Consider the following 26,345-nt stretch of genomic DNA (forward strand, 5'->3'; position numbering starts at 1 on the left):
ACCACCACACAGCCCGGCAAGAACGAACACCAACTCGGCCCCCTCCAGCAGGCCCTCAACGCGACCACCACCCCCCAGGGCACCAGCACCACCCAAAAACGGACCCGCACCCCCAAACACGCCATGCGCGACGCCACCGACCACTTCAACCAGCCCCCGAAAACCCAGAATCCCCAGACCACGGACAACCGTAGTGCCACAGAGAAAATCCACCCCCTCAACCGACGAACCGACCAAGGCCCCAACCCAGGAACAGCCCCAGCAACCAAAGCAGAACACCCACAACGACCACGACGGCAAAGACGAGCACAGCAGTCCGAACCGCATCAACGCGGCCGCGCCACACCAGCGTACGAAACAAACTGCGCGCGACCCCCATAAAGCCCGCAAACCGGCCCCCCCTCCAAAAAGTCAGCGCGACCCAGAAGCAGAACCCTACGAAAAAAAACAGCCCCAGGACCCCAAACACACCCGAGAACCCCCGGAACAAAGACAAGCCCACCACCCCCGCAAGCAACACCCCCACGGACACCAACAGCCCCACCCCAGCAACCACGACCGGATGCTCCAAAACATCAAGCAGCAAGACGAAGCACCCCGGCACCCCCACACCTACAAGAAGGCAAAACACCACGGACGCGAACCCCAAAACACCGGCCATGCAAAACGAACCGCCGCCAAGCAACACACCGGCCGAAAAAACGAATCCACAACAAACAAACCCCAGAGACGACGCAACCAGCGCCAACAATCCCGCGCAACCCGGCAACACCACGAAGGCAACACTCGAGCACCACAGACACCACGCCGCCCCACACACCACACCCGCCACCGCGAAGCGCAAACCCCAAACCGCCAGCCAGCGCAAACCGAAGGAGCACGGAAACTTGAGTTCTTCGGCGTACTGGGTCGGTGTGCGCAGCGCGACCGCGATGTCGTTGGTGACCTGATCGCCGGCGATCGGGATCACCGCGGTGTGCATGATCGCGCCGTGGGCAAACACCGCGATGTCCGTGGTGCCACCGCCGACATCCACCAGACACACGCCCAGATCCTTCTCGTCCTCGCTGAGGACCGAGTAACTGGAGGCGAGCTGCTCGAGGATGATGTCGTCGACCCGCAGTCCGCAGCGCTCCACGCACTTGACGATGTTCTGGGCAGCGGAGACCGCCCCGGTGACCAGATGCACCTTGGCCTCCAGCCGCACCCCGGACATCCCGATCGGCTCGCGAATGCCCTCCTGCTCGTCGATGATGTATTCCTGCGGCAGTACGTGAAGGATGCGCTGGTCGGCCGGGATGGCGATGGCGCGCGCGGCGTCGATCACCCGGTCGACATCGCCTGCGACCACCTCGCCGTCCTTGATCGCGACCACGCCGGTGGAGTTGTAGCTCTTGATGTGCGAGCCGGCGATCCCGGTATAGACCGAGTGGATCTCGCACCCGGCCATCAGCTCGGCCTCCTCCACCGCGCGCTGGATCGACTGGACGGTGGACTCGATGTTCACCACCACACCCTTCTTCAACCCGCGCGAGGGCGAGGAGCCGATGCCGATGATCTCGATCTCGCCTTCCTCGGTCAGCTCCCCGACCACCGCCTCGATCTTCGAGGTCCCGACGTCCAGGCCGACGATCAGACCGGGTTCCGACTTCTTTGCCATCATCTTTCTGCGTCCTGTCGTTCGTGTCATCGGGCGTTCCCCGCACCGTCTTCCGCCGCATCCGCCCAGGCCACGGCCAGCCCGTGGGGGTAACGCAGGTCGATCCGTTCCACCGGGGCCTCGCGATAGTCGCGAATCGCCGGGGCCGCGCGGACCAGTTGCCCCAGTCGTGCCAGATCGGCATCGCGCCCCATCAGCACGCGTACGCCGTCCGCCAGGTGGATGGTCCAGTCGTGGCGTTCGCCCTCTTCGAGACCGGCGACCTCGAGCCCGGCATCGGCCAGGCGTGCGGAGACCTCCAGGTAGCGATGCATCAGCACCACCTGGCGCCCGTCGGTCCCGGCGAGTGCCGGCAGGCCCTCCCAGTCATCCAGCGCCACCGGGCCAAACAGGCGCCCGTGGCGATCGACCAGATGGTCCTCGCCCCACTGCGCCACCGGCACCGGCTCGTGAATCTCCACCACGAGGGTGTCCGGCCACTGACGCCGCAGGCGCACCGCGTCCACCCACGGCTGGCCCTCAAGCGCAACGCGCAGGCGCTCGAGCTCGACACCGATGAAGCCCGGCGCATGGGTCCGGACCATCTCGTGCACCGCCGCGACATCCGCATGCTGCGGATTGCCGGTCACCTCGACATGCTCGATCGGCAACCAGGCATCCGGGTCGAACTGCAACCAGGCCAGCGCGCCCAGCACCAGCACCGCGGCCAGCCCCATGCCCGACATCAGGCGCAGCCCCGGGCCGGCCATCCGGCGCAGCGGCGACGGTCCCCGCGCCTGCGGGCGGCGCGCGGGTCGCGTTGTGCGGCGTGCGTTCAACGCAGTCCTCCACACTCGAAACTGGAATCGAGGATGCGCAGGCACAGCTCGTCGAAGTCGATGCCCGCCTGCGCGGCAGCCTTGGGCACAAGCGAGTGGTCGGTCATGCCCGGGATCGTGTTCACCTCGATCAGGAAGTTCTCGCCATGTTCGTCCTGCAGGATGTCCACTCGTCCCCAGCCGCAACCCTCCAGCGTCGCGAAGGCGGCGATGGCCATGGACTGCAACTCCAGCAACGCGCTGGAATCCAGCGGCGGCGGGCAGATGTAGCCGGTATCGTCGGCCTCGTACTTGGCGTGGTAATCGTAGAAACCGCCCGGGGTGCGAATCTCCACCACCGGCAACGGCTCGTTGCCGAGAATCGCGACGGTGTACTCGCGTCCGCTGATCCACTGCTCCGCGAACACCTGCCCCGGCTGCAGCCGCGCGGCCTCGAAGGCGGCCGGCAGATCGGCCACCCGATCCACCCGTGTGATCCCCAGGCTGGAGCCGCCGCGCGCGGGCTTCACGATCAATGGCAGGCCCAGTGCATCGGCCACCGCGTCGGGGTCGAACCCCGGCGTGAGCAGACGATAGGGGGCGCTCGGCAGATTGCTCCCCGCCCACAGCCGCTTGCAGGCCAGCTTGTCCATGCCCAATGCGGAACCGAGCACTCCGGTCCCGGTGTAGGGCATGCCCGCCATGTCCAGACAGCCCTGCAGGGTCCCGTCCTCGCCGCACTCCCCGTGGAGCACGATGAAGACGCGGTCGAAGTTCTCCAGGGCCAGGCAGCGAGCCGTCTCGCGAGTCAGGTCCAGGGGATGGGCATCGACGCCCTGGCGCTGCAGTGCCGCCAGCACCGCCTGACCACTGTGCAGCGAGACCTCGCGCTCGCCAGACCAGCCACCCATCAGGACCGCGACACGGCCATAATCTTGTGCACTTCGCTTGCTCATGCCGTTCCCTCGCTTGCCTCGTGCGTAGCCCCTGGCCGGCCCAGGACCCGGACCTCGGGCTCCAGGTGCACCCCGAACTGCCGCTGCACCTCGTCCTGTGCATGACGCAGCAACCATTCGATATCGGCGGCGCGCGCGCTGCCGTCGTGGGTGATGAAATTCGCGTGCTTGGGGGAGATCTCCGCCGCCCCGTGGCGCAGTCCCTTCAGACCGGCGGCCTCGACCAGGCGCGCGGCGTGATCGCCCTCCGGGTTGCGGAACACCGACCCGCAGGACGGCAACCCCAGCGGCTGCTTCGCGGATCGTTCGCGCAGCAACTCGCGGATGCGCCGGGTCCCGACGTCAGGGTCACCCGCGGCCAGCTGCAACACGCAGCCGGTGAACCACTCCGCCTCGGGGCCGTGGACACTGCGGTAGCCGATCGTGTAGTCCGCGGGAGTGCGGGTATGCAGTTCGCCGCGCGCATCCACCGTGGAGACCGCCTCCACCAGTGGCCAGATCTCGCCACCCCAGGCGCCGGCGTTCATCCGCAGCGCGCCACCCACGGTCCCGGGGATGCCGGCCAGGAACTCGGCCCCGACCAGCCCCTCGCGGGCCCCGAAACGCGCGGCCTGGGCGCAGGCCAACCCCGCCCCAAGCAGCAGGCGATCGCCGTCCAGGCGCCGGCGTTCGTTCAGCACTCCGGAAAGATGCACGACCAGGCCGTCCAGCCCGCCGTCACGAATGAGGACGTTGCTGCCCAGGCCGAGGAAGGTCACGGGCATCTGCGGCGCGTGGGTAGCGTGATCGCGCAGGGCAGCGACCAGGTCGTCAAGGTCCGCCGGCTGGAACAGCCAGTCGGCCGGGCCGCCTACGCGCCAGGAGGTCAGCCCGGCCAGCGGAACCTGCGCCTGCAACCGGCCACGCGTTGCCTGCGCGAACGGAGTCATCGACGAGTCCACAACGCGGGCGGCCATCATGATTCCTCCTCGCCGGCGGTCCCCAGCTGCTGCGGGAGCAGCCCGGCCAGACGGCCAATATCGCCGGCACCCTGGGCGAGCACGACATCGTCCGGCCGCAGCATCCCCGCGAGCACACCGATCACATCCTCTGCGCGCTCGACAAACACCGGCTCCACCCGCCCGCGCAGACGAATGGCGCGCGCCAGGCTGCGGCCATCGGCGCTGGGGATCGGGTCCTCCCCGGCGGCATACACCTCGAGCAGGATCAGGACATCGGTCTCGGACAGGGCCTCGGCGAAGTCCTCGAACAGATCACGCGTGCGGGTATAACGATGCGGCTGGAAGATGGTGATCCGGCGGCGGCCCGGCCAGGCATCGCGCGCGGCCGCCTGAGTGGCAGCAATCTCGCGCGGGTGATGGCCATAGTCGTCGACCAGGGTCAGGGCCCCCTGTGCGGTCCGCAGCTCCTGCACCTGGAAGCGCCGCCCAATACCCTGGAAGCGCGCCAGCGCGGCCTGGATCGCCTCGGGGGCGACCTCCAGCTCGTGCGCGACAGCCGCCGCCGCCAGGGCATTGAGCACGTTGTGGCGCCCGGGCAGGTTCAGCGTCACCGGGAACGCAGCCTGACCGGGCAACGCGAGGTCGAAGTACATGCGCACGCCTTCCTGGCGCACATTCAGGGCGCGCACGTCGGCGTCCTGTTCGATGCCGTAGGTCAGGCGCGGGCGCTCCAGTTCCGGGTACAGATCACGCACCTGCGGGTCGTCGGCGCACAACACGGCAATGCCGTAGAACGGCAGGTGGTGCAGGAATTCCAGGAAGGTCGCGCGCAGCTGGCCGAAGTCGTTGCCATAGGTCCCCAGGTGATCCGCATCGATATTGGTCACGATGCTGATCATCGGCTGCAGATGCAGGAACGAGGCGTCACTCTCGTCGGCCTCGGCCACCAGATAGTCCCCGGCGCCGAGATTCGAGTGGCTCGCCGTGCTGTTCAGGCGTCCGCCAATCACAAACGTCGGGTCCATCCCGGCCTCCGCCAGCACACTGGCGACCAGGCTGGTGGTCGTGGTCTTGCCATGGGTCCCGGCGACCGCGATGCCATAGCGAAAGCGCATCAGTTCGGCCAGCATCTCGGCGCGGCGCACGATCGGGATGCCGCGCCGACGCGCCTCCTGGACCTCGGGGTTGCTCGGATTGATCGCACTGGAAACCACCAGCACGTCGGCATCGGCCACGTTCGATTCGGTATGGGCCGCCACCACCGGGATGCCCATGCCCTTCAGGCGTTCGACCATCGCCGACTGCCCGAGATCGGATCCCGAGACCTGATATCCCAGTTGATGCAGGACCTCGGCGATCCCGCTCATGCCGGATCCCCCGATCCCCACACAATGGATCCGGCGGATACGACGCATCGCATGGCGTGGCAGGCGCGGGGCGTTCATGACGATCCCTCCCGGCGGACGCCCGCCATTTCCATGCAGGCATCGGCCAGGCGCCGTGCGGTGTCGGGGCGGGCCTGTGCGCGGGCCAGCAGGGCACGCGAGCGCAGGGCCTCGCGGTCCAGCGGGGCGACCAGCTCGTAGACCCGCTGAGCGTCCAGCTCGGCATCCGCGACCCGCCAGGCGGCACCGGATTGCACCAGGGCCTCGGCATTCGCGGTTTGATGATCGTCCACCGCATGTGGATAGGGCACGAAGATCGCCGGCACGCCGGCCGCGGCCACCTCGGCCACGGTGAGCGCGCCGGCGCGGCAGATCACCAGGTCCGCCCAGGCATAGGCCGCGGCCATGTCTTCGATAAAGGCGCTGATCTCCGCCTCCAGACCTGCCTCCGCATAGGCGGCCTGGGCCTCGTCGAGGGTGCGCTCGCCCGCCTGGTGACGGATGTTCAGCGGCTGCTCCACGGCCACGCGCGCCAGCCCGGCGGGCAGCGTGCGGTTGAGCGACCGGGCGCCCAGGCTGCCGCCCAGGACGAGGAGGTTCAGGGCGCCCTCGCGCTCGTCGAAGCGCGCCTCCGGCGCCGGGAGTTCCGCAATCGCGGCGCGCACCGGGTTGCCCACCACCGTGACCGCCACCCGCTCGGGGAAGCTGTGCTCGAAGCCGGCATAGACCCGGTCCGCCACCTTCGCCAGCCAGCGATTGGTCAGACCGGCCACAGCGTTCTGTTCGTGGATTGCCAGCGGCCGGCCCATGGCGGCCGCCATTAGTCCCCCGGGGCCGGCGGCAAACCCACCAAAGCCAATCACGGCATCCGGGCGCAGACGCGTTATCAGACCCAGGGCGGCCCACAGCGAAATGCCGAGCCGCCAGGGTGCGAGTGCTAGCCCGACCAGGCCCTTGCCGCGGATGCCGGCGATTGGAAGCGTATGCAGCTCGATCCCGGCCGCCGGCACCAGCCGCGATTCCACGCCGCGGGCCGTGCCCAGCCAGCGCACCTCGGCACCGCGTTCCCGCAGCAGGGTGGCCACTGCCAGGCCCGGGAACACATGGCCCCCGGTGCCGCCGGCCATGATCAGGATGCGCGGGGCCCTCATGCGGCACCCCCACGCCGGCGGCGCGCCGGGGGTGCGGCGCGCGGGGCCGGCACCTGGGCCTCGCGGTACACGCGCATCACCAGGCCGATAGCCGCCAGCGAGACGATCAGCGAACTGCCGCCGTAACTGAGAAACGGCAGGGTCAGGCCCTTGGTCGGAAGCAGCCCCATGTTCACCGCGAGGTTCAGGAACGCCTGCAGGCCCATCCAGATGGCCACGCCAAAGGCCAGATGCGAGCCGAAGGCGTGCCCTGCGCGCTCGGCGTACAAACCGATCTGAATGCAGCGCCAGACCAGGACTCCGAACAGCGCGATGAGGGCCACCACACCGACGAAGCCGAACTCCTCGGCAAACACCGCGAACAGGAAGTCGTTGTGCGCCTCGGGGAGGTAAAAGAGCTTCTGCACACTGTTGCCGAGCCCGGCCCCGAACCAGCCGCCGGAACCGATCGCGATCAGCGACTGGGTCAGCTGGAAACCGGTGGCGAATGGATCCTGCCAGGGATCGAGGAAGGCCGTCAGGCGCGCCACGCGGTAAGGCGCCGCGACCGCGACGACCGCCATCCCCGCCGCGATGGTGCCCGCCAGCGCGGCGAACTGCCAAAGCTTCGCACCGGCCAGAAACAGCATGCCCATGCCAATCGCCAGCATGATCGCGGCGCCGCCGAAGTCCGGCTGCAGCAACAGCAGGATGGTGCCCACCCCAAGAACGATCAGCGGGCGGATAAAACCGAGGAAGTGCAAGCGGAGCGTCGAATAGTGACGCACGATGTAGCCGGCGAGGTACATCACCACCAGCAGCTTCACCATCTCGGCGACCTGCAGGTTGAACATCCCCAGCGGGATCCAGCGGGTCGCACCGTTGACCGTGCGCCCGACGCCCGGGATCAGCACTGCGATCAGCAACGCCATCACCAGGATCAGCAGCCACGGCCCGGCGCGTTCCCAGCGCGCCAGCGGGACCACCCAGAGGAAGGTCGCCACCGCAAGCCCGATGGCGGCGAAGATGACCTGGCGCTGGAAGAAGTGCCAGGTGTTGCCGAAATAACGCTCGCCCAGCCCCATGGAGGCGGACGCGACCATCACCAGGCCGATGCCCAGCAGGATCGCCGCGACGGCCAGCAGGGGCAGGTCCACGTGGTCGCGCAGGCCGGCGACCAGGCCGCGATCCGGGAGTCCGAGGCGGGTGCTGGAGATACTCATGCTGCCAGCTCCCGGACCGCGTGCGCGAAGTGGTCGCCGCGCGCCTGATAGTTCGGGTACATGTCCAGGCTGGCGCAACCGGGCGACAGCAGGACGGTATCCCCCGGTTCCGCCCAGGCAGCGGCCTGCGCAACCGCGGCGGCCATGTCGTCCACGCGCTGGACCGGAACCACGGAGGCCAGGGCACGGGCGATCATTGGCGCGTCCTCGCCGAGCAACACCACACCACGGACCTTGCCCGGGACGTAATCGGCCAGCGGCGTAAAGTCCTGCCCCTTGCCCTGCCCGCCCGCAATCAGCACCAGCGGCCCGGGCGTACCGCGCAGGGCCGCCAGGGTCGCGCCGACATTGGTGCCCTTGGAGTCATTGATATAGGCGACACCGCCCACTTCGGCAATCCACTGCGAGCGATGCGGCAGACCAGCGAAGTCGGCCAGGGCCGCCATGGCGCGTGCGCGCGGCTCGCCCGCCTCCAGCCACGGCCAGACCAGGGCAAGCGCGGCCAGGGCGTTGGCCCAGTTGTGCTGCCCGCGCAGACGCAGATGGCCGGTCGAGAGAAGGACCTGGTCACCGCGCACCAGGTCCGGAGCATCCGCGCTGGACGGGCGCACCCCGAAATCGTCCGGGCCGGCCGGCGCATCGAGACCGAAGGAGATCACCTTCAGACCCGGCGGCAGGGCGATCTCGCGCAGCCAGGCGTCCTCGCGGTTCAACACACCACGCCCGGCGCGATCCAGGATGCGGGCCTTCGCACGCACATACGCATCCAGATCGGCGTAGCGATCCAGGTGATCAGGCGAGATATTCAGGATGGCGGCGGCCGCTGGCGCCAACATGTCGCTGCGCTCCAGCTGGAAACTGGACAGCTCCAGCACGTACAGGTCCGGGGCCTGCTCCAGCAGGTCCAGCGCCGGGGTGCCGTAGTTACCACCCACCGCCACCCGCAGGCCGGCGGCGCGCAGCAACTCGCCGACCAGCGCGGTCACCGTGCTCTTTCCGTTGGAGCCGGTAATCGCGATGACTGGGGTGCCCGCCTGCTCGGCGAACAGGTCGATGTCTCCGGTCAGGCGGGCACCGGCGGCACGCGCCCGTTGCAGGACCGGGTGCTCCAGTGCGACCCCGGGCGAGACGATGATGCGGGCAAAGCCCGAGGCGTCCAGTCGATCCAGCGGCCCGACCCAGGCATCGGCCAGCCAGGCCTTGGCACCCTCGGTCTCCAGCGCGGCCGGCGCCACGCGGGTATCGGTGATCGCGAACGGCTCACCCTGCGCACGCAGGAAGCGGGCAACCGACACGCCGGTCGCCCCCAGGCCCACGATCAGGTTGTTGTCGCCGGTTCGCGTCATGGGATCAGCGCACCTTCAGGGTCGCAAGACCGACAAGGACGAACACCACGGTCAGGATCCAGAAACGCACGATCACGCGCGGCTCCGGCCAGCCCTTGAGTTCGAAGTGATGGTGCAGCGGCGCCATGCGGAAGATCCGTCGCCCAGTGAGTTTGAAAGAGGCGACCTGGAGCATCACCGAAAGCGTCTCCAATACGAAGATGCCCCCCATGATCAGCAACACGATCTCCTGACGGGTGATGATCGCCAGCATGCCCAGGGCCGCGCCCAGCGCGAGCGCCCCGACGTCGCCCATGAAGACCTGCGCCGGGTAGGTGTTGAACCACAGGAATCCCAGCCCGGCGCCGACCAGGGCGGAGGTAAAGATCACCACCTCGCCCACGCCGGGTACCGCCGGAATACCGAGATAGTCGGCGAATACCGCATGGCCCGCCGCGTAGGCGAACACGCCCAGGGCGCCGGCCACCAGCACCGCCGGCATGATCGCCAGGCCATCCAGCCCATCGGTCAGGTTCACGGCATTGGAGGACCCCACGACCACCAGCCAGACCAGCGGGATGAACAGCCAGCCCAGGCTGAACTGGATGTCCTTGAACACCGGCAGGTAGAAGGTCGTCTCCACCGGCCCCTGCGCGGTGTACATGATCACCCCCGCGGCGACCAGGGCGAACAGCGTCTGCCACAGGAGCTTGGCGCGCGCCGACAGGCCCTTGCTGTTGCCGTAGCGCAGCTTCAGGTAGTCATCCCAGCCGCCCACGGCGCCGAACGCCAGGGTGGTCAGCAGCACGAGCCAGACGAAGCGGTTGGTCAGATCGCTCCACAGCAGGGTCGCCGCCGCCACCGCTACCAGAATCAGGGCACCGCCCATGGTCGGCGTGCCGGCCTTGGTCAGGTGAGACTCGGGACCGTCATCGCGGATCTGCTGGCCGACATTGCCGACCGTCAGGCGGCGGATCATCGCCGGCCCGATCAACAGCGCGATCGCCAATGCGGTAACCACCCCGAGGATGGCGCGAACGGTCAGGTACTGAAAGACCGTGAAGCCGGAATAGAACTGGCTCAGGTATTCAGTCAGCGCGAACAGCATTCGCCACCTCCGGCGCTGACGAGGCCAGGTCCAGCCCCTCGATGATCTGTTCCATGTGCTGGCTGCGCGAGCCCTTTACCAGGACCGTGGTGCCCTCCCCCAGGAGGTCCTCCAGGCGCGAGCGCAGCGCGGCGTGGTCGGCAAACCACTCGCCGCCGTCGCCAAAGCCCTCGGCGCTGTCGCGCGCGGCCTCGCCCAGCGCCAGGCAGTGTTCGATACCCACCGCGCGGGCCAGGTGCCCGGTTTCCCGGTGCAACGCCGGCGTGGCGGCGCCCAGTTCACCCATGGCACCCAGCACCAGGATGCGCCGACCGGGCATCGCCGCCAGCACCTCGAGCCCGGCCCGCAGCGAGTCCGGATTGGCGTTGTAGCTGTCGTCCCAAATCCGCGCGCCGCTGACGTGCCACAGCTCCTGCAGACGGCCGCGCACCGGCTTCCAGCGGGTGAGCCCGTCGACGATTCGGTCAATCCCGATACCGACCGCGTTCGCCGCGGCCGCGGCCGCCACGGCATTGGCTGCGACGTGGCGACCGGGGCCGGCCAGGCGCAGATCGCGGACGGCCCCAAGGATGGACAGACGCAGCCGGTCCGGGGCCTGCCACATGCCTTCCACCTCGCCGCCACCCTCCAGCGAGAAGCGCTGGCAGTGGTGATGCTCGTTCAGCGACAGCCAGTAGTCGGCAAACGGATCATCCAGATTGATGACCGCGGTGCCGCCCTGGGCCGGGAGACCGGAGTAGATCTCGGCCTTGGCATGGGCGACGCCCTCCAGGCTGCCGAAGCCCTCGAGATGGGCGCGACCGGCATTGGTGATCATGGCGACCTGCGGTTCGACCCAGCGCGCCATGCGCCCGATCTCACCGGCATGATTGGCGCCCAGTTCGATGACCGCGTAGTCGACGTCACAGGGCATCGCCAGCAATGTCAGCGGCGCGCCGATCTCGTTATTCAGGTTGCCCGCGGTGGCATGTACCGACCCCACCCCCTCAAGGATGCAGCGGAGCATCTCCTTGGTCGTGGTCTTGCCATTGGAGCCGGTCAGGGCAATCACCCGCGCGCGGCTCTGGCGCCGCCAATGGCGGCCCAGGCGGCCCAGGGCCTCGCGGGTATCGGCCACGATGATCTGCGGCTGTGGCACATCGAGCGCCCGCTCCACCAGCAGCACGGCCGCCGGCAGGTCGGCACCGACCTGTGCGTGGGCATCGAAATTCGGCCCCTTCAACGCGATGAACAGCGCTCCCGGGCGCGGCTCGCGAGTGTCCGTAAACACGCCCTCGAAGGCCGTGTCGGGCACCCCTTGCAGGCGCCCATGGACCGCCTCGGCCAATTCCTGGCTGGTCATTCGAATCATTGTCCCTCCCCCCTGATCGCGTGGTCCTGGCCACGCCTGTCCTGCGGGTGCCGGCACGCCCGGGCCTGCACCTGTTCGCGGTCGCTGAACGGATAGCGCTGACCGCGGATCTCCTGGGTCGTCTCGTGACCCTTACCGGCCACCAGCACCACATCCCCGGCAACGGCCTCGGCCAGCGCACTGGCAATCGCCGTTGCGCGATCGCCAATCTCGTGGCATTCGGCGGAATCGGCGCAGCCGGCAAGGATCTCGGCGCGGATCTCGGCGGGGTCTTCTCCGCGCGGGTTGTCATCAGTCACGAAGATCACGTCGGCCTCCCGGCAGGCCACCTGGCCCATTGCCGGGCGCTTGCCTCGATCGCGGTCGCCGCCGCAGCCGAACACCACGCTCAGGCGCCCGCGCACATGGGGTCGAAGCGCCTGCAATGCAGCCTCCAGGGCCTGGGTGGTATGCGCGTAATCGACCACCGCCAAGGCCCCGTTAGCGAGCGGGAAGCGCTCCATGCGGCCGGGGACGCCGGGGAGTTCGGCGACTGCCGCGATCGCCTCCTCGCGCTCTACCCCGAGGCCCTGCAGGGTGGCGAGGGTCGCCAGCAGATTGCCGACCTGGAACAGGCCGAACAGGGTGGAACGAACCGGATAGGCCCGGCCGTCGGCCTCGAGGGTGAAACGCAACCCTTCGGCAGTGGCCTCCACGTCTCGGGCGCGCAGATCGGCGGGTGCGCCCAGGGCACTGTAGGTCAGGGCCTGAACGCCCGCCGGCAGATGCTCCACAACCTGGCGTCCAAAGGCATCATCGATATTCAGGACCGCCGTTTGCAGGCCAGGCCAGACAAACAGCCGCGCCTTGGCTGCCGCATACGCCTCCTGACTACCGTGGAAATCGAGGTGATCGGAACTCAGTCGGGTGAGCACACCGACGCTGATCGGGGCTCCGGCGAGGCGCCCTTGTGCCAAACCGTGCGAGGAGGCCTCCAGCGCCACGGCACCACAACCGGCCGCGGCCAGCTCGGCCAGGTGGCGATGCAGGTCCAGTACGCCCGGGGTCGTGTGTCCGGTATCCACTAGGTGGCCCGGTCGCCCGACGCCGAGCGTGCCGATCAGACCGGTGGGCCGACCCAGGGTCTCCAGGGCCATCGCGATCAGGTGCGTGACCGAGGTCTTGCCGTCGGTACCGGTCACCGCCACCAGCGGGGCCGCCTCCGGCCAGCTACCGAACAATCCGCGCGCCATCTGCGGCAGCCGCTCCCGCAGGCCCGGCACATGGAGCGTCGGCACAGCAGGGAATGTTTCCGGGGTTCCGGCCTCGTCCCACAGGATCACGCCGGCACCCCGTGCCACGGCATCGGCAGCATGCGCCAACCCATGGCCGTGCGTGCCGGCTAGGGCCACAAAGGCGGTGCCGGGCGCGACCCGGCGGCTATCCTGAACCAGGTCGGCGACCGGCAAGTCCGCCAGGTCGGGGCGCAGGAGATCGGCCGGCAACAAATCGCCCAGCACCGGTCCCGCCCCGCCTCGGGTATCACGGGCGGCCATCATGTCGCCCCCTCGTGATCCGCGGCCAGGCGCATGGGGACCTCCGGCATCGCGTCCGGGCGCACGTTGAACATGCGCAGGGCCGAACCGACGACATTACGGAACACCGGCGCGGCGACCGCCCCACCGTAGTAGACGCCGGCATCCGGCTCGTCGATCACCACGGCCATGACAAAACGCGGATCGGAGGCCGGGGCCAGGCCGACGAAACTCGAAAAATAGCGGTCCTCGGTATAACCGCCCGGACCGCTCTTGCGGCTGGTGCCGGTCTTGCCGGCCACGCGGTAACCGTCGATCGCCGCCTGGCGCGCGGTGCCCTCGGTACCGATCACATGTTCCATCATTGCCAGCACCTGGCGGGCAGTACGCGGAGTCATCACCTGCGCCGACTCGCGCAGATCGTCGGCGGTGCGCACCAGACGCACCGGCACCCGCTCGCCGTCATTGGCAAAGGCGGTGTAGGAGGCCGCCATCTGCAACGGCGACAGCGACAGCCCGTAGCCATAACCGAGCGTGGCCTGTTCGACCTCGCGCCAGGTGGTGAAATCGCGCAGACGCCCCGTGGCCTCGCCCGGGAAATGGGTACCCAGCGCCTGCCCGAAGCCCGCCTGATGCAGGGTCTTCCAGAAACGATCCGCGGGGGTATCCAAAGCCAGCTTTGTGGCCCCGACATTGCTCGAACGGGCGATCAGGGTGGTGAGGTCGATCGTCCCGTAGTCGCGCAGATCGCGCACGGTCAGGCGCCCCACCCGCATGGTGCCCGGGCCGGTCTCCAGGGTGGCGTTGACGTCCACCACCCCGGCATCCAGGGCGGCCGCCACGGTGAACGGCTTCAGCACCGAACCGGGCTCCAGGGTATCGGTGATGGCGCGGTTGCGGGCGCGATCGGAGCGGATGGCGCCGCGATTGTTTGGGTTGAATCCGGGCTGATTGACCAGCGCCAGGATCTCGCCGCTGCGGGCGTCCAGCAACACGGCAGAGCCGCCACGCGCATTGTGTTCGGCGACCGCGGTCTTCAGTTCGCGGTACGCCAGATATTGCAGGCGCTGATCCAGGGTCAGGGCCAGGGTGTTGCCGTCACGCGCGGGGCGGATACTGGCGACATCACGGATGCTGCGGCCATAACGGTCGCGCAGCACCCGCTTGGCGCCCGGATGACCGGACAACCACTGGTCAAAGGCCAGTTCCACGCCCTCCTGGCCCTGATCGTCGATATTGGTATAGCCCAGCACATGCGAGGTGGCCTCGCCATGCGGGTAATAACGCCGGAATTCGCGGGTCAGGCCGACGCCCTGGATGCGCAGGGCCGCTACGCGCTCGGCCTGATCCGGCAACATTTGGCGGCGCAGGTAGATGAATTCGCGCGAGGCACGCGCCTCGATACGCTCCGCCAGCCAGTCCGGCTCCACCTCCAACGCCGCGGCCAAATCCGGCCAGCGCTCGCGCTGGCCCATCAAGTCCTGCGGGTTGGCCCAGGCGGTCTGCACCGGGGCCGAAATGGCCAGGGGTTCGCCGTGACGGTCGGTAATCATGCCGCGGTTCGCGGACTCGGTCAGGGTGCGCACCTGGCGCTGCTCGCCCTGCTTGGTCAGGAAGTCGCGCTCCAGGACCTGCAGATCGACGGCGCGCAACAGCAACGCGGCGCTCGCGACGGCGAACACGGCGATCACGACCTTCAGACGGCCACCACTGATCTGCCGCTTCAGCGCGCCCACGAGCGACCCCCGATCACCACGATGCGATCCGAATCGGGCTGAATCATGTCGAGACGCTCGCGCGCCTGCTCCTCGACCCGGCCCTGGGTCGCCCAGGTCGATTGCTCGATCTGCAACTGCGTCCACTCGAGATTCAGGACATCGCGCTGGCTCAATGCCTGCTGCTGGTCGATAAAGGCCTGGCGCGACTCATGCTTGGCCGCCACCACCCCTACCGCCGAGGCAAACACCCCGGTTGCCAGCGCCACCGCCAGGAGCCCGCGCGCAACCATCAGAGTCGCTCCCCGACACGCAGCACGGCCGAGCGCGAACGCGGATTGATGCGCTGCTCCTCGCGATCGGCATGGATCGGCTTGCCGACCGGGCGCAGCTTGCGCTCCGGCTCCTCCGGCATCACCGGAAGGCCGCGCGGCAGGCGCACGCTGGACACCGGCTTGCGCAGGGCCTGCTTTACCAGTCGGTCTTCCAGTGAATGGAAGCTGATCACCACCAGCCGCGCACCAGGCGGGAGCACATCGGGGATCGTCGCCAGCCACTGCTCCAGCTCGGACAGCTCCTCGTTCACGAAGATGCGCAGCGCCTGGAAGGTTCGAGTGGCCGGGTGCTTTCCGGGCTCGCGTTTCGGGACCGCACGGCGAACGATCTCGGCCAGTTCGCCGGTGCGGCTAAGCGGTGCCTCGGTGCGTGCAGCCACAATGGCCCGGGCAATGCGCCGCGAGTGGCGCTCCTCGCCGTATTGATAGATCACATTCGCGATCTCGGTCTCGTCGGCCCGCGCCAGCCACTCCGCCGCGCTCTCGCCGCTGTTCGGATCCATGCGCATGTCCAGCGGGCCGTCGTGCTGAAAACTGAATCCGCGCTCGGGCGTATCCAGCTGGGGCGAGGACACGCCCAGGTCCAGAAAGACGCCGTCCGGACCCCGGTCCGGCGAACGCCGTTCCAGCGTGGCGGCCATGGTCGAGAACGGCGCGGCCTCGAAGGCAAAACGCGGATCATCGGCAAACGAGGCGGCCGCCGTGGCGGCCTCCGGATCGCGATCCATGGCCAGCAGCCGGCCGTCCGGGCCCAGGCGATCCAGGATCGCCCGGCTGTGTCCACCGCGGCCGAAGGTGCCATCGACGTAAAAGCCGTCAGCGCGCACGGCCAGGCCCTCCAGCACCGCGTCGCGCAGCACCGGGATGTGGGAGACGGCTTCCATGTCCGTCACAACGCGATGGACTCGAGCGCTTCATCATCCACGTCACCCCCCAGCACCTGGGCGCAGGTCTCCTCCCAGGCGGCCTCGCCCCAGATCTCGAACTTCTTGCCCTGGCCCAGCAGCACCACCCGCTTTTCCAGGCCGGCGTACTGACGCAGGGGCGGAGGCAGCAACAGGCGGCCGCTGCCGTCCAGCTCGCACTCGGTGGCATGGCCCACCAGCAGGCGCTGCAGATTGCGCACCTTGGGATTCATGTTGGGGCGGGACATCAGGTTCTGCTCAATGCGCTCCCACTCGGGGAACGGGTACAAGAGCAGGCAGCGGGAGGGATCAACCGTGATCACCAGCTGACTGTTGCAGCTCGCAGCGAGGTCGTCGCGATACCGCGCCGGCATGGCCAGGCGGCCCTTCGCATCCAGATTGAGCTGGCTAACGCCTCGAAACATCGCTGATAACGGTGGTTACCCACCTTTCCCCACTTTGACCCACTTTCCGACACTATAGGTACGGGCATCCTCCAGAGTCAAGAAAATCGACCCCGAAAAACGAAAAATAAGCGTTGAATCACAGAGACTTAGCGCACCCACCCCGAGGCGGACGAAAGAGCGGGGAGAAGGGTATTAAAAGCCTCGCGTTGAGGCTCAAACTTAATGCATCACCTTACAAGTTTGCCGCACACACAGCCGTGTACGCGCAGACCGGGGCGGCCGCGGGGGCTTGATCGTGGGAAAAAGTGGGAGCCGGCCGTAAGCCGGGTTCTGTCGAGGACAGTCATTCATCTGGGACGTCCGTCACCGGACGCCTCGAGCAGCCTACCCGGGTGCGATGCGGGCCACACCATGCACCCCTATTTGGCCTTGCTCCGGACGGGGTTTACCCTGCCACGAACTGTTACCAGTCGCGCGGTGCGCTCTTACCGCACCATTTCACCCTTACCTGTACCCGGCGAACCGGGCCATCGGCGGTATGTTTTCTGCGGCACTTTCCGTCGGCTCGCGCCGCCCAGGCGTTACCTGGCGTCCTGCCCTATGGAGCCCGGACTTTCCTCCACATCCGAGGATGCAGCGACTGCCTGGCCGACTCCCGCGCTCCTTGTACGCCGCCGCGTGCGCGAACGCAAGCCTTTTCAACGGCCTGCCCCAAGGGCCTCCGTCCACAACGAAGCACACCAAGACACGAAGGACGTCAAGAGCAGCCCCCAGGAAGAGGGGACGATCGGAAGGCAATCAATTCAACGAACGACAGGGTTATCGCCACGATGCCGGAACGCAGCCAGCCATCCCCGCCAACAATGATTATTTCCGTTCTTCCAAACCTTCCTGCCGATGGCTTCTGACCTTGACCCGCTGCGTGTCTGCGCACGCTTCATTGCGGACCCAAACCAGTCCTATTCTCCGGCGTCCTTGAGGGCGAGGGCGCGGGCGTAGACGCGGTTGCGCGGCAGGTCGGTGGCATCGGAGAGCAGGCGGGCCGCACGCTTGAGAGGGAGTTCATGCAGCAGTGCCGCGAGCAGGCGCTCGTGCTCGTCGGACAGGGGCATGTCGGCCTCGCCCTCCGTGTCGGGCGCGGGCGCCGGGGCCAGGATCAGCACGAACTCGCCGCGGGTGCGGTTGCTGTCGGCATCCAGCCAGGCCGGCAGTTCGCCGGCGGGGCCGCGATAGTGTTCCTCGAACTGCTTGGTCAACTCCCGAGCCAGGAAGACCTCCCGCCCCGGTGCCAGCTGCGCCAGGTTGGCGGCGGCCGGGCGAACACGGTGCGACGATTCGAACAAAATGGTGGTAACCGGCTGGACCAGCAATGCCTCCAGCCGCCGTTGGCGCGCCCCGGCGGCATGCGGCAGGAAGCCCTCGAAGCAGAAGCGGTCGGACGGCAGCCCGGCAACCGCCAGCGCCGCCAGAGGCGCACTGGGACCCGGTACGGCGCGCACATCCAACCCGGCTTCGCGCGCCGCCCTCACCAGCCGAAAACCCGGGTCCGACACCAGCGGCGTGCCGGCATCGGAAATCAGCGCGACGGACTCCCCCGCCCTCAGCGCCTCCAGCAGCGAGGGAATACGCTCTGCCTCGTTATGCTCGTGCAGGCTGACCAGCGGCGTGTGCACGCCTAGATGCGCCAGCAGCCCGGCGCTGTGTCGCGTATCCTCCGCCGCAATGCGCTGCACCCGACCGAGGACCTCGCCCGCCCGCGGGCTCATATCTCCAAGATTACCAATCGGGGTAGCCACCACCCACAACGTGCCCCAGTTCGTTGACACGGCCTGATGCGCTTTCAATACTGACTCCTCATTCGCTGACGAACCGCTATCGTGACCCGAATCCCCGAACGCGCCGGGCATACCCGGCCCCTGTCCCGTCTTGCCCTGTTGCTGCTGGCCACGGCCATCGTGGCGGGCTGTGCCACGCCGCGCCCGGATCCGGAGCCGACCCCGGACGCCGAGGTGCGGCCGGACCTGGCCGAACTGCCTCCCGAGGTACGCGCCAGCCTGCTGCTGAGCGAGGCCCGCTCGCGGCCGGAGCCCGACCTGGTGCGCCGCGCCATCGAGGCCGTGCTGGCACTCGACCCCGCGACGCCGGACCAGCTGGACCGGGCCGAAGCCCTGTGGGCCGAGCTTCCCGACGCCGCGCGGGACACCCAGGAAGCCCGCCTTCTAGGGGCGCGACTCGCAGCAGCGCAACGGGATTGGGAGCTCGCCCGCGAACGACTGGGTGCAGACGACCCGGACGACCCCACGCGATCCCCGGAGGTCTATCGCCAGGGGCTTGCCCTGCACGCCCGGATGCTGGAACAGGAGAGCCAATGGTATCAGGCCCTGGACACCCGGCTGCGCCTGGACCGCCTGCTGATCATGGAGCCCGACGCACACGCCGAGAATCAGCAGCGCATATGGGGGCTGCTCGCAGCCCTGCGCCCGGCCCAGCGCGACCGGATCGTGGGCAACCACCCGCCGGATGGGGATGCCTGGGTCAGCCTGTTCCGACTGCTGCGCGCCGCCGATACCGAGGAACAGGCGCACCTGGCCGCCGGATTGTGGCGCGAGCGCCATCCCGCGCATCCGGCCAACAGCCTGCTGCCGGAACTCGTCGCCAGCCACCCGCTGGTCGCGGACGCGCCTGGGGACACCCTGGTGCTGCTGCCACTGTCGGGCGACCTGGCCGCACTGGGCAACGCCATACTCGACGGAATCACCCGCGCCTACTACGCGGAGGGTGGCGGCAACGGCCGGCTGATCGTGCGCGACACGCGCGGCGAGCCGGACGGCGCGGCCGCCCTGTACCGGCGTGGCGTGGACTCCGGCGTCGCGCGCATCATCGGTCCGCTGCGGCGTGAGTCGGTAAGCCAGGTGGCCGCTAGCGATCAGACCCTCCCGACCATCCTGCTGAACCGCACGGAAGTCTCGACCCCCGGCGAACTCACAACGCTGGCCTTGAATCCGGAAGAGGATGCCCGTGCGGTGGCGGACCGGGCGGCCCGCGCCGGGTGGCATCACCCCCTGGTGCTCCTGCCGGAAGGGGCCTTCGGCGATCGCGTGGCAAGTGCCTTCCGGGCGGCATTGGCCGACGAGGACCGGCGCCCGCGAGACGTCATTCGCATCCAGCCCAGCGCTGGGGAGCTGAACGCCACCATTGGCAACGCACTCGGCATCCAGCAGAGCGAGGCACGCATTCGCGATGTGGCACGCCGGACCGGGCTGGAACTGGAAGGCGACCCTCAGGTGCGCGCGGATGTGGACCACATCTTCATTGCCGGCACGGCGCCGCAAGTTCGGCGCATCGTGCCGCATCTCCATTTCCACCGGGCCAGCCAGCTCCCGATGATGGCCACGCCCCATGTCTATTCCGGACGCCCGGATGCCAATCGCGACGCCGATCTCAACGGGATCGTGTTCCCCGATACCCCCCGGCTGTTCGACCGGGTGAGCCCCCTGGCGAACGACGAACAAGCGCGCGCCGAGGCACTCCCCCGGTTCGTCGCCCTGGGCATGGACGCGATGCGCCTGAGCCTGCGCCAGGGCGGGATTCGCAACGCCCCCCATCATCAGCTAACCGGCGGCGCTGGCACCTGGAGTCTGAACCCCTTCAACCACGAGTGGGTGAGAGAACCGGCCTGGGCGCGCTTCGAGGGCGGCGAGCCCCGACGCATCGACGTACACGCCGGAGGGTCCTGAGTGTTTCGCCCGGGTGCCTCGGGGCAGGCCGCCGAGAAGCGAGCCGCGGACTACCTGGAGGCACACGGGCTGCAGATCCGTGCGCGTAACGTCCGCCGGCCTTACGGCGAGCTCGACCTGGTCGCACTCGAGGACGATACCCTGGTGCTGGTGGAAGTACGCAAGCGCAGCCACCCGGGCTTTGGGGGCGGCGCGGAGAGCATCGACCGGCGCAAGCGTGAACGCCTGTTGCGGGTGGCCGAGGCGTACCTGCAGGAAAGCGCCTGGAACGGCCCGGTCCGCTTTGATGTGATGACCCTGGATGGCCAGGACCGGATCGAGTGGCTGCAGGACGCCATCCAGGCATCCACCCCGTGAGCGCCCACCGATGATCCCTCTGGCTCGCGAACTGGAACAGCTCCTGGCGCCCGGCGATCGTCTGCTCGATCCCGCGGACTGCTGGACCTACGGTGCCGACAACTCGAAGCTGCACGCGGTGCCCGACGCCGTCGCCTTCCCACGGGACGCCGATATGGTGCGCGAGCTGGTACGCCTTTGCCGGCGCCTGGGCGTGGCCCTGACCAGCCGCGGACGCGGCACCGGCACCACCGGTGCCGCGGTCCCGGACCATGGCGGACTGGTGGTGTCATTCGAGCACATGAACCGCATCCTGGAGGTGGATCCGGACAATCGCTGGCTGATCGCGGAGCCGGGCGCCACCAACGGCGAGATCCAGCAGGCGGCAGGCGCCACGGGCTTCTTCTGGCCGCCGGACCCCACCAGTAGCGCCTATTGCACGCTGGGTGGGAATCTCGCCTATAACTCTGCCGGCCCGCACGCGGTCAAGTATGGCACCCCGCGTGACAACACCCTGGGCCTGTCCGGCGTGGCCGGAACCGGCGAGGCATTCCGCACCGGCGTACATACCACCAAGGGCGTGGTGGGCTACGACCTCACCCGTCTGCTGATCGGATCCGAAGGGACCCTGGCCGTGCTCACCGAGGCCACGTTGCGCCTGACACCCAAGCCGGAGGCGACCCGGCTGATCCAGGCGGTCTACCGTGACGTCGGCGCCGCAGCCCGGGCCGTATCCCGGCTGATGGCGCGCGCCGAGGTCCCCTCGGCGCTGGAGTTCATGGACCATTCCGCGATCACGATGATCCGCGCCTACGCGCCGGATTGCCCCCTGCCCGCCGCTGCCGGCGCGATCCTGATGATCGAGACCGATGGCACCGAGGCCGGCATCGAGGCCACCACCGCCGGCATCCGGCGCGCGGCCGAGGGCGAAGGCTGCGTGCAGACCCTCAGCGCCGACACCCCGGAAGAGGCCCAGGCGCTCTGGGCCGTGCGCAAGGCCCTGTCACCGGCGTTACGCACGGTGGCGCCGAAAAAGATCAACGAAGACGTGGTCGTGCCGGTCTCGCGCATTCCCGACCTGATTGCCGGGCTCGACCGGCTGGCCGCGGAACACGCGATCAAGATCGTGAACTTCGGCCATGCCGGCAACGGAAACATTCATGTAAACCTGCTGGTGAACCCGGATGACCCGGCGGAACTCGCGGCGGCGGAGCGTTGCCTGGACGGCGTCTTCACCCTGGTGTTATCGCTGGGCGGGACGCTCTCGGGCGAACACGGCATCGGGCTGGTGAAGCGACCCTACATCAGCCGGGAACTGGACCCGGTGGCACTGGGGCTGATGGCCGGCATCAAGCGAACGTTCGACCCGGACAACATCCTGAACCCGGGCAAGGCGCCCGGACCCGCCTAGCCAGGTACCGGGCAAGGGAATCCCCTCCCCAGCAGGGACCGGAAAAGAAAAGGGCCCCGGAAGGGGCCCTACTTCACGACCTTCAGTGCCGGGCCCTTGCGCTTCGGGGCCGGCGAATCCTCCCCGGCCCCGTCATCACCAGAGCCGTCCGGAGGCGTGCCCGGACCGTCGTCGTCGGGGCCAGGCCCCGGCTCGCTGCCGAACATCATCCCCTGACCGTTCTCGCGCGCGTAGACCGCGAGCACCGCTTGCATCGGCACAAAGACATCCATCGGGCTGCCCGCGAACCGGGCCGAGAAGGCCACCGCCTCGTCACCGATGTTCAGGGCCTGCACTGCGGTCGGACCGACGTTGAGCGTGATCTTGCCCTGGTCGACGAACGCCTCCGGAACGATCACCCCTTCGACTGTGGCGTCGACCAGGAGATGCGGCGTGAAGCCGTTATCCGTAACCCACTCCCACAGAGCCCGGAGCAGATAGGGGCGCGACGAAGTCACAGGCGCAGCTCGCGCTCGGCCTCGGTCAGACTCACCTGGAACGATTCACGCTTGCAGACCCGATCGGCATATTCCTGAATCGCCTGCGGCAACGCCGTCAGGTCGATGCCTACGGCGGGAAGCCGCCACATCACCGGGGCGATGGCGCAGTCCACAATCGAGAACTCGTCGCTCAAAAAATACGGCTTGAGTTCGAAGATCTCGGCCGAGCTGACCAGGCTTTCACGCAGGATCTTGCGCGCCTTGGTCAAGCCAGAGCCGGAGGCCTGGTTGACGGCATCGAGACCCTCGTACCAGTCACGCTCCACGCGATAAAGCGCCAGCCGCGCGGCCGCCCGCGAGACCGGATCCACCGGCATCAGCGGCGGATGCGGAAAGCGTTCATCCAGGTACTCGGTGATGACGTGCGTGCCGTACAGGGCCAGGTCGCGATCCACCAGGGTCGGGACCTCGTTGTACGGGTTCAGGTCGGAGAGATCCTCGGGCAGTTCATCGGGCCCGAGATTGACGACATCCACGGCGATGTCCTTCTCCGCAAGGATGATGCGCACCCGGTGACAACGCACGCAGTCGTGAGCAGAAAACAGGGTCATAACGGAACGACGGTTGGCGACCAGCGCCATGGCTTTCTCCCTAGCCCGGCCGAACGGTTTCCGGTGCCGGGCAGACGGTCAATAACACCGGCGCGCGATCATCCCTGATCGGCGCGCCGGTTACGGTTCATGCCGCCTAGTGTACGTCTTTCCAGTACTCCTTTTTCAAGAAGTAGGCGAGAATCGTGAAGATCCCGAGGAAAATCAGTACGTACAGGCCAATTCGCTGACGGTCCAGCTGCATCGGCTCGCCCATGTACGAGAGATAGGTCACGATGTCGCGCACGGCCCGGTCGTACTCGCTGGGCGTCATCTGGCCGGAGCGCACCAGTTCGAGACGCTCGTTACCATCCTCGTCGACGACCTTTTCCTGCCAGCCCTGCAGTTCCCACAGGACGTGGGGCATGCCGACATTGTCGAACACCTCGTTGTTCGCACCCAGCGGGCGCGACTCGTCGATGTAGAAGCTCTTCAGGAAGGTATAAACCCAGTCCTCGCCATTGATGCGCGTGGTCATGGTCAGGTCCGGCGGGACCACACCAAAGGCCTCTTCGCCATAGTCTTCGCCCATGGCGTTGGTCATCAGCGAACCGACACCAACGGGATCACCGGCCTCGTCGGTGATGAAGATGAAGTTCTCCTCCACCTGCTGCTCGGTCAGGCCGATATCGCGACCCACGCGGTTGTAGCGCATGTACTCGGTTGCGTGACAACCCATGCAATAGTTCATGAACAGGTTGGCACCGCGCTGCAACGAGGCCTCGTTGCTCACGTCGATGTTGGCCTTCTCCAGGTCACCGTCGTACCCGGCCGCCGAGGCGGCCGGGACGGTGAACAGAGCCGCAGCGGCCAGAACTGTAGTTGCAATCAGCGTTTTCATTACGAAGTCACCCTTTCCGGAACGGCACGGTCACGGCCCAGGCCACGTGCGAAGGCAGGGACCACCATGGTCACGAACAGATACACGGTCGGAATCAGCCAGGACCACATCAGCAGGCCCGCGCTATCGGGGTCGAAGCGCAGGATGTCGTAGAAGGAGTAGATACCCACCACCACGGCAAACGCGATCAGGCTGAAGACCATGGACCGTTCCTTGCTGAGGAACCACAGCACGAAGAAGAACGCGAAGTAGACCGTCGAGAAACGCAGGCTCATCTCGCTGACCTCGCTGGTGGCCTGCTGCAGGCCCAGCCATCCGAGGATCACGAAGGCCACCACGAACACCGCCAGGTTGAACTTGGCCGCGAACGAGCGATAGCGCATCGACAGGACCGGGTTGCGATCCAGCCAGGGGATGAAGAACAGCATCACCACCGCGGCACCCATCGCCATCACGCCCAGGAACGGATCCGGCACCGAACGCAGGACCGAGTACATCGAGGTGAAGTACCAGACCGGCGGAATCAGGTCCGGCGTCACCAGCGGATCGGCCGGGATCATGTTGTCGGCCTTCAGGAACAGGCCGCCACCGGTCGGGAAGAAGAACATGATCACGGCGAAGACCATCAGGAACACGCCAACGCCCACCAGATCCTTCACGGAGTAGTAGGGGTGGAACGGGATGCCATCCTTCGGGATGCCGTTCTCGTCCTTGTGGTCCTTGATGTTGATGCCGTCCGGGTTGTTGGAACCCACTTCGTGCAGCGCGATGATGTGCGCGGCCACCAGCATGATCAGCACCAGCGGCAGGGCAATCACGTGCAGTGCGAAAAAGCGGTTCAACGTGGCGTCGGACAGCAGGAAGTCACCGCGAATCCAGGTCACCAGGTCCGGCCCGATGTACGGGATGGTCTGGAACAGGTTCACGATGACCTGCGCGCCCCAGTAGGACATCTGACCCCACGGCAGCAGGTAGCCGGCGAAAGCCTCGGCCATCAGTACCAGGTAGATCAGCACACCGAAGATCCAGATCAGCTCGCGCGGCTTCTTGTAGGAGCCGTAGAGCAACGCCCGGAACATGTGCAGATAGACGACCACGAAGAACATCGAGGCGCCAGTGGAGTGCATATAGCGGATCAGCCAGCCCCACTCCACATCGCGCATGATGTACTCGACCGACGCAAACGCGAGTTCGGCGTCGGGCTTGTAGAACATGGTCAGGAAGATTCCGGTGACCACCTGGATGACCAGCACCAGCAGGGCCAGGGATCCAAAGAAGTACCAGAAGTTGAAGTTCTTCGGTGCGTAGTACTGCGCCAGATGCTCGTTCCACATCTGGGAGAGCGGGAAGCGGGCGTCCACCCAGCCCAGCACACCGCCCTGGATCTTGGTATCAGGATTGCTGGCCATCAGATCGCCTCCCCGTCTTCATCTTCACCAATGACTAGCAAGGTATCGGTCCGATACATGTGCCGCGGGATCACCAGATTGGTCGCCGCGGGCATGTTGCGGTACACGCGACCGGCCAGGTCGAAGCGCGAACCGTGGCAACCGCACAGCCAGCCGCCCTGCCAGTCGGAACCCATCTCGGGATCGCCGATCTCCGGGCGGTAGCTCGGCGAGCAGCCCAGATGGGTGCAGATACCGATGACGACCAGGATCTCCGGCTTGCGCGAGCGATACTCGTTCTGCGCATATTCCGGCTGCTGGCTTTCCACTTCGGAGTCGGGATCGCGCAGGCGATCGGCCACCTCGGCCAAACCGGCAACCATCTCGTCGGTGCGCCGCACTACCCAGATCGGCTGGCCACGCCACTCGACGCTGACACGCTGACCCGGCTCGACAGCGGCCACGTCGAACTCGACAGGGGCCCCGGCTGCCTGAGCGCGCGCGCTGGGCTGCAAGGACGCCAGGAACGGGGCCGCGACTGCGGCGACCCCGGCTCCGCCTACGACGGATGTCGCGGCGACGAGGAACCGGCGACGGCCTCGGTTTACGCCTTGGTTTGCCATGTTTGTCTCTCCAAACAACGTGTTGAAATCGTGTTCCCGCGGCCGCAAAGGAGGGCGCGGCTGGCACGCGAAGGGGCTTGCCGCACGCGCGAATACCCATCTGGGCGGGCTGTAAAATGCGATAGAAT

General features: G+C 67.5%; 23 protein-coding genes, 1 other RNA gene and 1 pseudogene. 3 read left to right on the forward strand and 22 right to left on the reverse strand.

Features of this window, described 5'->3' with window-relative positions:
* Positions 1-442: 442 nt before the first annotated feature.
* The 17 genes and pseudogenes from ftsA to rsmI form a co-directional block, all read right to left on the reverse strand.
* Positions 443-1,663 (reverse strand): annotated as a pseudogene (ftsA, locus tag G335_RS13525) (cell division protein FtsA); the annotation flags it as partial.
* Positions 1,664-1,686: 23 nt separating this feature from the next.
* A complete protein-coding gene (locus tag G335_RS0105775) occupies positions 1,687-2,409 on the reverse strand; it encodes a cell division protein FtsQ/DivIB (RefSeq protein ID WP_018168224.1) in 723 nt (240 codons plus the stop codon).
* Between the two features lie 65 nt (positions 2,410-2,474).
* Complete coding sequence (locus G335_RS0105780; protein WP_018168225.1) at positions 2,475-3,413, reverse strand: D-alanine--D-alanine ligase; 939 nt, start codon at positions 3,411-3,413, stop codon at positions 2,475-2,477.
* On the reverse strand, positions 3,410-4,372 hold the full coding sequence (gene murB / locus G335_RS0105785) for a UDP-N-acetylmuramate dehydrogenase (protein WP_018176143.1): 963 nt from the start codon (positions 4,370-4,372) through the stop codon (positions 3,410-3,412). The genes G335_RS0105780 and murB overlap by 4 nt, the downstream gene beginning before the upstream one ends.
* Complete coding sequence (murC, locus tag G335_RS0105790; RefSeq protein ID WP_018168227.1) at positions 4,369-5,799, reverse strand: UDP-N-acetylmuramate--L-alanine ligase; 1,431 nt, start codon at positions 5,797-5,799, stop codon at positions 4,369-4,371. The genes murB and murC overlap by 4 nt, the downstream gene beginning before the upstream one ends.
* The gene (gene murG / locus G335_RS0105795) at positions 5,796-6,890 is read right to left on the reverse strand and encodes an undecaprenyldiphospho-muramoylpentapeptide beta-N-acetylglucosaminyltransferase (RefSeq protein WP_018176144.1); all 1,095 of its coding nucleotides are present in this window, start codon (positions 6,888-6,890) and stop codon (positions 5,796-5,798) included. Before murG ends, murC begins: the two co-directional genes overlap by 4 nt.
* On the reverse strand, positions 6,887-8,092 hold the full coding sequence (ftsW, locus tag G335_RS0105800; protein ID WP_018144467.1) for a putative lipid II flippase FtsW: 1,206 nt from the start codon (positions 8,090-8,092) through the stop codon (positions 6,887-6,889). Before ftsW ends, murG begins: the two co-directional genes overlap by 4 nt.
* Positions 8,089-9,438, reverse strand: coding sequence for a UDP-N-acetylmuramoyl-L-alanine--D-glutamate ligase (murD, locus tag G335_RS0105805; RefSeq protein WP_018176145.1), 1,350 nt, complete (start codon positions 9,436-9,438; stop codon positions 8,089-8,091). The genes ftsW and murD overlap by 4 nt, the downstream gene beginning before the upstream one ends.
* A 4-nt stretch (positions 9,439-9,442) precedes the next feature.
* A complete protein-coding gene (mraY, locus tag G335_RS0105810) occupies positions 9,443-10,525 on the reverse strand; it encodes a phospho-N-acetylmuramoyl-pentapeptide-transferase (protein ID WP_018176146.1) in 1,083 nt (360 codons plus the stop codon).
* Positions 10,506-11,876 carry a UDP-N-acetylmuramoyl-tripeptide--D-alanyl-D-alanine ligase gene (gene murF / locus G335_RS0105815; protein WP_026304769.1) on the reverse strand — a complete coding sequence of 457 codons (1,371 nt, stop codon included), beginning with the start codon at positions 11,874-11,876 and terminating at the stop codon, positions 10,506-10,508. The genes mraY and murF overlap by 20 nt, the downstream gene beginning before the upstream one ends.
* On the reverse strand, positions 11,873-13,414 hold the full coding sequence (locus G335_RS0105820; RefSeq protein ID WP_018176147.1) for a UDP-N-acetylmuramoyl-L-alanyl-D-glutamate--2,6-diaminopimelate ligase: 1,542 nt from the start codon (positions 13,412-13,414) through the stop codon (positions 11,873-11,875). The genes murF and G335_RS0105820 overlap by 4 nt, the downstream gene beginning before the upstream one ends.
* Positions 13,411-15,126: a penicillin-binding protein 2 gene (locus G335_RS0105825; RefSeq protein ID WP_018176148.1), complete on the reverse strand. Its 1,716-nt coding sequence runs from the start codon at positions 15,124-15,126 to the stop codon at positions 13,411-13,413. The genes G335_RS0105820 and G335_RS0105825 overlap by 4 nt, the downstream gene beginning before the upstream one ends.
* On the reverse strand, positions 15,114-15,398 hold the full coding sequence (ftsL, locus tag G335_RS0105830) for a cell division protein FtsL (protein WP_018176149.1): 285 nt from the start codon (positions 15,396-15,398) through the stop codon (positions 15,114-15,116). Before ftsL ends, G335_RS0105825 begins: the two co-directional genes overlap by 13 nt.
* Positions 15,398-16,324, reverse strand: coding sequence for a 16S rRNA (cytosine(1402)-N(4))-methyltransferase RsmH (gene rsmH / locus G335_RS0105835; protein WP_018144474.1), 927 nt, complete (start codon positions 16,322-16,324; stop codon positions 15,398-15,400). The genes ftsL and rsmH overlap by 1 nt, the downstream gene beginning before the upstream one ends.
* A gap of 5 nt (positions 16,325-16,329) precedes the next feature.
* Complete coding sequence (gene mraZ, locus G335_RS0105840; protein ID WP_018144475.1) at positions 16,330-16,770, reverse strand: division/cell wall cluster transcriptional repressor MraZ; 441 nt, start codon at positions 16,768-16,770, stop codon at positions 16,330-16,332.
* 286 nt (positions 16,771-17,056) lie between these two features.
* Positions 17,057-17,408: RNase P RNA component class A (gene rnpB / locus G335_RS13640), an RNA gene on the reverse strand.
* A gap of 303 nt (positions 17,409-17,711) precedes the next feature.
* Positions 17,712-18,551 (reverse strand): 16S rRNA (cytidine(1402)-2'-O)-methyltransferase, encoded by an 840-nt coding sequence (rsmI, locus tag G335_RS0105845; RefSeq protein WP_196802246.1) that lies wholly within the window; start codon positions 18,549-18,551, stop codon positions 17,712-17,714.
* A gap of 78 nt (positions 18,552-18,629) precedes the next feature.
* Between rsmI and G335_RS0105850 the strand changes: the two genes are divergently transcribed.
* Genes G335_RS0105850 through G335_RS0105860 form a run of 3 tightly spaced genes read left to right on the forward strand, consistent with a single transcriptional unit; the run spans position 18,630 to position 22,236 of the window.
* Positions 18,630-20,489, forward strand: coding sequence for a penicillin-binding protein activator (locus tag G335_RS0105850; RefSeq protein ID WP_018176151.1), 1,860 nt, complete (start codon positions 18,630-18,632; stop codon positions 20,487-20,489).
* Complete coding sequence (locus tag G335_RS0105855) at positions 20,490-20,846, forward strand: YraN family protein (RefSeq protein ID WP_018144478.1); 357 nt, start codon at positions 20,490-20,492, stop codon at positions 20,844-20,846.
* Positions 20,847-20,856: 10 nt separating this feature from the next.
* Complete coding sequence (locus G335_RS0105860) at positions 20,857-22,236, forward strand: FAD-binding oxidoreductase (protein WP_018176152.1); 1,380 nt, start codon at positions 20,857-20,859, stop codon at positions 22,234-22,236.
* Positions 22,237-22,304: 68 nt separating this feature from the next.
* Here G335_RS0105860 and G335_RS0105865 read toward each other — a convergent pair whose 3' ends face one another.
* The 5 genes from G335_RS0105865 to petA form a co-directional block, all read right to left on the reverse strand.
* Positions 22,305-22,733, reverse strand: a complete 429-nt coding sequence (locus G335_RS0105865; protein WP_018176153.1) for a ClpXP protease specificity-enhancing factor — start codon at positions 22,731-22,733, stop codon at positions 22,305-22,307.
* On the reverse strand, positions 22,730-23,356 hold the full coding sequence (locus tag G335_RS0105870) for a glutathione S-transferase N-terminal domain-containing protein (RefSeq protein ID WP_018144481.1): 627 nt from the start codon (positions 23,354-23,356) through the stop codon (positions 22,730-22,732). Before G335_RS0105870 ends, G335_RS0105865 begins: the two co-directional genes overlap by 4 nt.
* Before the next feature lie 106 nt (positions 23,357-23,462).
* The gene (locus G335_RS0105875) at positions 23,463-24,206 is read right to left on the reverse strand and encodes a cytochrome c1 (RefSeq protein ID WP_018176154.1); all 744 of its coding nucleotides are present in this window, start codon (positions 24,204-24,206) and stop codon (positions 23,463-23,465) included.
* Positions 24,206-25,615 carry a cytochrome b N-terminal domain-containing protein gene (locus G335_RS0105880; protein ID WP_018176155.1) on the reverse strand — a complete coding sequence of 470 codons (1,410 nt, stop codon included), beginning with the start codon at positions 25,613-25,615 and terminating at the stop codon, positions 24,206-24,208. The genes G335_RS0105875 and G335_RS0105880 overlap by 1 nt, the downstream gene beginning before the upstream one ends.
* The gene (petA, locus tag G335_RS0105885; RefSeq protein ID WP_026304770.1) at positions 25,615-26,217 is read right to left on the reverse strand and encodes a ubiquinol-cytochrome c reductase iron-sulfur subunit; all 603 of its coding nucleotides are present in this window, start codon (positions 26,215-26,217) and stop codon (positions 25,615-25,617) included. The genes G335_RS0105880 and petA overlap by 1 nt, the downstream gene beginning before the upstream one ends.
* Positions 26,218-26,345 lie beyond the last annotated feature (128 nt).

The organism is Thioalkalivibrio sp. AKL8, from assembly GCF_000380525.1.
In the GTDB taxonomy this organism is placed as follows: domain Bacteria; phylum Pseudomonadota; class Gammaproteobacteria; order Ectothiorhodospirales; family Ectothiorhodospiraceae; genus Thioalkalivibrio; species Thioalkalivibrio versutus.

Bases quoted from the DNA above. Each gene is read 5' to 3' on its own strand.
- G335_RS0105775 (WP_018168224.1), bottom strand. From the start codon at position 2,409: ATGGCCGGCCCGGGGCTGCGCCTGATGTCGGGCATGGGGCTGGCCGCG.
- G335_RS0105780 (WP_018168225.1), bottom strand. From the start codon at position 3,413: ATGAGCAAGCGAAGTGCACAAGATTATGGCCGTGTCGCGGTCCTGATG.
- murB (WP_018176143.1), bottom strand. From the start codon at position 4,372: ATGATGGCCGCCCGCGTTGTGGACTCGTCGATGACTCCGTTCGCGCAG.
- murC (WP_018168227.1), bottom strand. From the start codon at position 5,799: ATGAACGCCCCGCGCCTGCCACGCCATGCGATGCGTCGTATCCGCCGG.
- murG (WP_018176144.1), bottom strand. From the start codon at position 6,890: ATGAGGGCCCCGCGCATCCTGATCATGGCCGGCGGCACCGGGGGCCAT.
- ftsW (WP_018144467.1), bottom strand. From the start codon at position 8,092: ATGAGTATCTCCAGCACCCGCCTCGGACTCCCGGATCGCGGCCTGGTC.
- murD (WP_018176145.1), bottom strand. From the start codon at position 9,438: ATGACGCGAACCGGCGACAACAACCTGATCGTGGGCCTGGGGGCGACC.
- mraY (WP_018176146.1), bottom strand. From the start codon at position 10,525: ATGCTGTTCGCGCTGACTGAATACCTGAGCCAGTTCTATTCCGGCTTC.
- murF (WP_026304769.1), bottom strand. From the start codon at position 11,876: ATGATTCGAATGACCAGCCAGGAATTGGCCGAGGCGGTCCATGGGCGC.
- G335_RS0105820 (WP_018176147.1), bottom strand. From the start codon at position 13,414: ATGATGGCCGCCCGTGATACCCGAGGCGGGGCGGGACCGGTGCTGGGC.
- ftsL (WP_018176149.1), bottom strand. From the start codon at position 15,398: ATGGTTGCGCGCGGGCTCCTGGCGGTGGCGCTGGCAACCGGGGTGTTT.
- rsmH (WP_018144474.1), bottom strand. From the start codon at position 16,324: ATGGAAGCCGTCTCCCACATCCCGGTGCTGCGCGACGCGGTGCTGGAG.
- mraZ (WP_018144475.1), bottom strand. From the start codon at position 16,770: ATGTTTCGAGGCGTTAGCCAGCTCAATCTGGATGCGAAGGGCCGCCTG.
- G335_RS0105860 (WP_018176152.1), top strand. From the start codon at position 20,857: ATGATCCCTCTGGCTCGCGAACTGGAACAGCTCCTGGCGCCCGGCGAT.
- G335_RS0105870 (WP_018144481.1), bottom strand. From the start codon at position 23,356: ATGGCGCTGGTCGCCAACCGTCGTTCCGTTATGACCCTGTTTTCTGCT.
- G335_RS0105875 (WP_018176154.1), bottom strand. From the start codon at position 24,206: ATGAAAACGCTGATTGCAACTACAGTTCTGGCCGCTGCGGCTCTGTTC.
- G335_RS0105880 (WP_018176155.1), bottom strand. From the start codon at position 25,615: ATGGCCAGCAATCCTGATACCAAGATCCAGGGCGGTGTGCTGGGCTGG.
- petA (WP_026304770.1), bottom strand. From the start codon at position 26,217: ATGGCAAACCAAGGCGTAAACCGAGGCCGTCGCCGGTTCCTCGTCGCC.